Annotated in this window: 2 protein-coding genes and 1 pseudogene; 1 reads left to right on the top strand and 2 read right to left on the bottom strand. The window is 73.5% G+C overall.

The features are described from left to right. Positions 1 to 1,735 (bottom strand): annotated as a pseudogene (locus KIK08_RS37335) (hypothetical protein); the annotation flags it as partial. Between the two features lie 312 nt (positions 1,736 to 2,047). Further along, positions 2,048 to 3,874, bottom strand: a complete 1,827-nt coding sequence (locus tag KIK08_RS37330; RefSeq protein ID WP_214408036.1) for a phosphoenolpyruvate carboxykinase (GTP) — start codon at positions 3,872 to 3,874, stop codon at positions 2,048 to 2,050. Between the two features lie 448 nt (positions 3,875 to 4,322). On the opposite strand from KIK08_RS37330, the gene KIK08_RS37325 reads away from it, so the two are divergent. Further along, positions 4,323 to 4,791 (top strand): hypothetical protein (locus KIK08_RS37325; protein ID WP_214408035.1); only part of this gene is annotated, 469 nt, incomplete at its 3' end.

The raw sequence follows: 4,791 nt of genomic DNA, 5'->3' as shown, positions 1-4,791 counted from the left end.
GGCCGCCGGTCGCCAGCAGGCGCGGCGCCACGGCCGCCAGCAGCAGCCGCGGCACGCCCAGGCCGCCCGCCCGGTGCACGACGACGACGTCGGCGCTGTCGGGCGGCGGGAGGGCGCCCAGCAGCCGCTCCGTGGTGACGAACGCGGCCAGCCCGAACGGACCGGGGGCCGCGGCGGGGTCGTCGGAGGGGCCGGCCCACGCCTCGGCCAGGTCGGGCGCGGCAGTGGCCAGTGCGGCCAGCAGGGCCCGGCAGCGGGTCTCGTCCCGGATCTCGCGGCGGGCGGGCCCGAACCCGGCGACGGCCTCGGCGTACCCGTCGGCGTCGCGCTTGCGCAGGGCGGCGACGGCGCGCACGTGCTCGGGGGTGATGGCCCGCACGGGGGTGCGGCGGGCCAGCTCGTCGGCCATCCGGTCGAGGCGCCGGCAGGTGTCCAGCACCGACCCGCGCTCTTGCACGGCCAGCACCGCCGTCGCGACGCGCAGGGCGGAGTCGAGGTCGGGCACCGCGACCGGCGACTGCGGGGCCAGGAAGAGCACCTCGTGGCGCAGCGCGCCGACCGCCCGCGCGGCCGCCACCACCGCCTCCAGCTCGCCGGCCAGCTCGACGAGCTCGTCCTCGGTGCGCGGGGGGCCGATGCCGAGCCCGGTGCACAGCTCGTCGACGCGGCGCAGCCGGGCCGCGGTCGTCAGGTGCGCGGTCACCCGCCGGACGTCGGCGGCGGACTCCGGGCGGCGGCCGCCGACGTCGAGGCGGGCCAGCAGCGGGTCGACGTCGCGCTGGGCCGGGGAGCGGAAGTAGGAGCGCACGCGGCCGCCGCCGTCGAGGAACTCCAGGAACCGGCCCAGCAGGTCCGGGGCGTTCTCGGGGAGCCGGCCGGTCACCGTGACCGCCGGGCTGTCGCGGACCGCGTCCAGCTCGCGGACGGCGGCGGAGGCGTCGGCCAGCAGGTCCTCGACGGCCCCGTGGGTGTTGTGCACGAGGTCGGGCAGCAGCCGCCACGCCCACGGGTGCCGCTCGCGCGGGGGCAGCGCGGCCACCGCCCGGTTCACCGCGGCGGCCACCGCCACCACGGCGGAGCGGCGTGCGGGGTCGAGGTCGTCGAGCAGCGCGGGGACCGTCTCGGTGCCCTCCGCGGGCGGCGCGGTGGAGACCCGGGTGACCCGGGCGCACAGCTCGGCGACCGCCGACGGCGGCGGGACCGCGTCGGGTGCGGGCAGCTCCTGGTCGGCCCGGGCGCGCCGGGCGGGGGTGGAGCAGGCCAGCAGCCTGCGCAGCTCGCGCAGGTCGGCCGGCGGCAGGGCGGGGATGCGGTCGACCGCGCGGCGGGCCGCGTCGGGGGGCAGGGCGTCGCGCACCGCGCCGAGGGCCGGGGCGTCGTCGGCGGTGACCACGACGCGGTGCCCGTCGGCCACCAGCGCGGCCACCACGTCGGCGACCCGGGCCGGGTCGTCGTCGTCGAGGACGGCGAGGGCGGTGGACCGCATGGCCTCGACCACCGGCGCCGGGTCGTCGGCCGGGCGGCGCGGGGGCGGCAGCTCGGTCACCGACGCGGCCAGCGCCTCGACCAGCCTGCGCAGGCCGGGCGGCGGGGCGCCGGCGGCGATGGCGCGGCGGACCTCGGTGTGGGCCAGCGCGGTGGCCCGGTCGGACCCGCCTGCGGCGAGCCGGTCGACGAAGGCGGCCAGGTCGGCCTCGTCGCTCGGGACGGCGTCCGTCGCCGCGGCGTCCACCACGCTTCCACCTCCCGCGAGTAGCCGGCCCCGATCGGTGCCGATCACCCTGCGTATGACACTGATCGACGGAATGTTGCCGCTCGATCGGGTCCGCGGCAATCGCCCTGCGGCCGGACGTCCGTCCGCCGCGACGTCCGGTCGGCCGCCCTCACCCGGCCGGCAGCCGGACACATCCGTTGGTGCGGGTGAGGTAGGGGTGGCAGCGCCGAACAGCGCGGCACGGCCGACGAGCGGTAGCGGGGCTCGACACGACGAGAGCGGCTCCCGTCCGACGACGTCGGACGGGAGCCGCTCTCGTGTCGTTCGGCGGGACTACGCCCCGAGCCGGAGCTTCAGCGCCTCCAACTCGTCGCGCATGGAGGTGGGCAGGCGGTCGCCGACGACCTCGAACCACTCCTCGATGAGCGGGATCTCCGCCTTCCACTCCTCGGCGTCGACGGCCAGCGCGGCCTCGACGTCGGCGATGGGGGTGTCGAGATCGCTGAGGTCCATCTGCTCGGCGGTGGGCACGTAGCCGATGGCGGTCTCGGTGGCCGAGGCCTTGCCCTCCATCCGCTCGATGCACCACTTGAGCACGCGGCTGTTCTCGCCGAAGCCGGGCCACAGGAAGCGGCCGTCCTCGCCGCGGCGGAACCAGTTCACGTAGAAGATCTTGGGCAGCTTGTCGGCGTCGGCGCCCTTGCCGACGTTCACCCAGTGCTGGAAGTAGTCGCCGACGTTGTAGCCCAGGAACGGCAGCATGGCCATCGGGTCGCGGCGGACCTGGCCGAGGCCGCCCTTGGCCGCCGCGGTCTTCTCGCTGGACATCGTGGCGCCCATGAAGGTGCCGTGCTGCCAGTCGCGGGCCTCGGTGACCAACGGGACGGTGGTCTTGCGCCGGCCGCCGAACAGGATCGCCGAGATCGGCACGCCGGCCGGGTCGTCCCACTCGGGTGCGACGACGGGGCACTGCGAGATCGGCGTGGTGTAGCGGGAGTTCGGGTGCGCGGCCGGGAAGTCCGAATCGGGCGTCCACTCCTGGCCGGTCCAGGCCGTGAGGTGTTGCGGATCGCCCTCCAGGCCCTCCCACCAGACGTCGCCGTCGTCGGTGAGAGCGACGTTGGTGAACAGGGAGTTGCCCTGCTCGATGGTGCGCATCGCGTTGGGGTTGGTCTTCCAATTGGTGCCCGGGGCGACGCCGAAGAAGCCGAACTCGGGGTTGACCGCGTAGAGGCGGCCGTCCTCGCCGAACTTCATCCAGGCGATGTCGTCGCCCACGGTCTCCGCGCGCCAGCCGGGGATGGTCGGCTGCAGCATCGCCAGGTTCGTCTTGCCGCAGGCCGACGGGAACGCCGCGGCGACGTAGTAGGCCTTCTCCTCCGGGCTGATCAGCTTGAGGATCAGCATGTGCTCGGCGAGCCAGCCCTCGTCGTGGGCCATGACCGAGGCGATGCGCAGCGCGTAGCACTTCTTGCCCAGCAGCGCGTTGCCGCCGTAGCCGGAGCCGTAGCTCCAGATCTCCCGGGTCTCCGGGAAGTGGGTGATGTACTTGGTCTCGCTGCACGGCCAGGGGACGTCCTGCTGGCCGGGCTCGAGCGGGGCGCCCACCGAGTGCAGGGCCGGCACGAACCGGTCGCCCGCCGGGCCGTCGAGCAGCGGCAGCACGTCGGCACCCATCCGGGTCATGATCTTCATCGAGCAGACCACGTACTCGGAGTCGGTGATCTCGACGCCGAGGAAGGGTTCCTCGGCGTCCAGCGGCCCCATGCAGAACGGGATGACGTACATCGTCCGGCCGCGCATGCTCCCGCGGTACAGCTCGGTCATGATGGACTTCATCTCGGCCGGGTCCATCCAGTTGTTGGTCGGACCGGCACTGGCTTCGTCGACCGAACAGATGTAGGTGCGTTCCTCCACGCGCGCCACGTCATCGGGATCGGAAGCGGCGTAGAACGAGTTCGGCTTCTTCTGCTCGTTCAGTTTGATGAACGTCCCGGCCTCGACCAACCGGCTCGTCATGCGGTCCCACTCGGCGTCGGACCCGTCGCACCACACCACGTTGTCGGGGGTGGTGAGCTCAGCGACCTCCCGCACCCAGGAGAGCAGGCGAGCGTTCTTGACGGGCGCATCGTCGATTCCTGGCACGGTCATCGCTGTCATATCGTCCTCGCTCCTCGCCGGTCTCCCGGCCCCGGGAAATGCTGCGCACACCCGCGGCCGATCGGCTCGGGTGTGCTCGTGGAAAGGTGTGGCTCGAAGGTACCCGGGACACGGGGTGAGCTACACCGCCGATGCTGTCGGCCGCCTCACAAGACCGATCATGTAATCGATTCAGAACGGATGTAAGCGCTTTCCGTGTGGCGCCGCCCACGCCGCGCGCACGTGGTGTGGGCCACCCGCATGACCTGCGCGTTACGGGCGGTCGACAGCCCCGGTCGACCCGCACCGCGGGACCCCTCCGGCCGGCGGATCGGCACCCGGTCGGCGCGGTTCCGAAGCGTTACGCTGATCTCACCGCTTCGAGTAGAGGACGCTGCGGCCGGGTACCCGCTCACGTCGGGTCGAGCAGCACCGCTCTCGCCCGTTCCGAGCCTCCAGGGGGAGCCCGATGAACGACACCGCCCAGTACGTCCTGCTGCTCGTCATCTCGATCGCCCTGACGTTCCTGATCGGGCGGTTGCTGGTGCGGGCCGGCGAGCCGTTCCTGCAGGAGGTGTTCCAGGACGCCAAGGTGACGCACTCGGTCAACATGCTGCTGTCGGTGCTGTTCCACCTGGTCACGCTGGGCGTGCTGGCGATCATCTCGGTGATCGACATCGACACCGGCGACGCGCTGCAGACGCTGATCGTCAAGCTCGGCGTGGTGCTGGTGATCCTGGGCGTCGCCTACGGCATCTCGATGCTGGTGCTCATCCGGGTCCGCGAGCGCCGGCGCGCCGACCAGATCTCCGAGCAGGTCTCCGAGCGCCTGGCCGACCGCGGCGTCGCCGCCGCCCCGCCGGCCAGCCCGCTGACGATCAAGAGCGCGCCGCCGATCCCCCCGGCCGTCCCCCCGGCCGCCCCGGCCGCGCAGCCGG

Origin of the sequence: Pseudonocardia lacus, from assembly GCF_018531445.1 — a bacterium.
GTDB lineage: Bacteria > Actinomycetota > Actinomycetes > Mycobacteriales > Pseudonocardiaceae > Pseudonocardia > Pseudonocardia lacus.
The sequence above is the reverse complement of the archived record's forward strand: the minus strand, read 5'-3'. Positions and strand labels throughout refer to the sequence as shown.